The 231-nt window shown below is 65.4% G+C and carries 1 protein-coding gene; it reads right to left on the reverse strand.

Translation table 11 applies throughout. The annotated features are described in order from the left end of the window. A partial coding sequence (locus SB725_RS34190) for a hypothetical protein (RefSeq protein WP_410923825.1) occupies nt 1-231 on the reverse strand: 231 nt, incomplete at both ends.

A 231-nucleotide genomic window follows, 5' to 3' on the forward strand; every position in this document is an offset into this window, starting at 1 on the left:
CGCCGGCAGGCGCTTGCACGAGCACGATCGGCTGGTCGTTGAACGACGGTCCCACCGCGCTCAGGCGCGAACGCGTCAGCAGATGGAGCGGTGCGCGCGGCGCGATCGTCTTCAGGACGATTTCTGTCGTAGCGGGTTCATTGCCGAAGGAAGTGGAGGACATCTGGCGCGGTTGGACGACGTTCCGGGGCGGCAGGTGCGGGATGCTTTTGCCGACAGTACGGTTACAGG

This window comes from Pseudomonas sp. SIMBA_041, from assembly GCF_046535095.1.
In the GTDB taxonomy this organism is placed as follows: Bacteria; Pseudomonadota; Gammaproteobacteria; order Pseudomonadales; family Pseudomonadaceae; genus Aquipseudomonas; species Aquipseudomonas mucoides.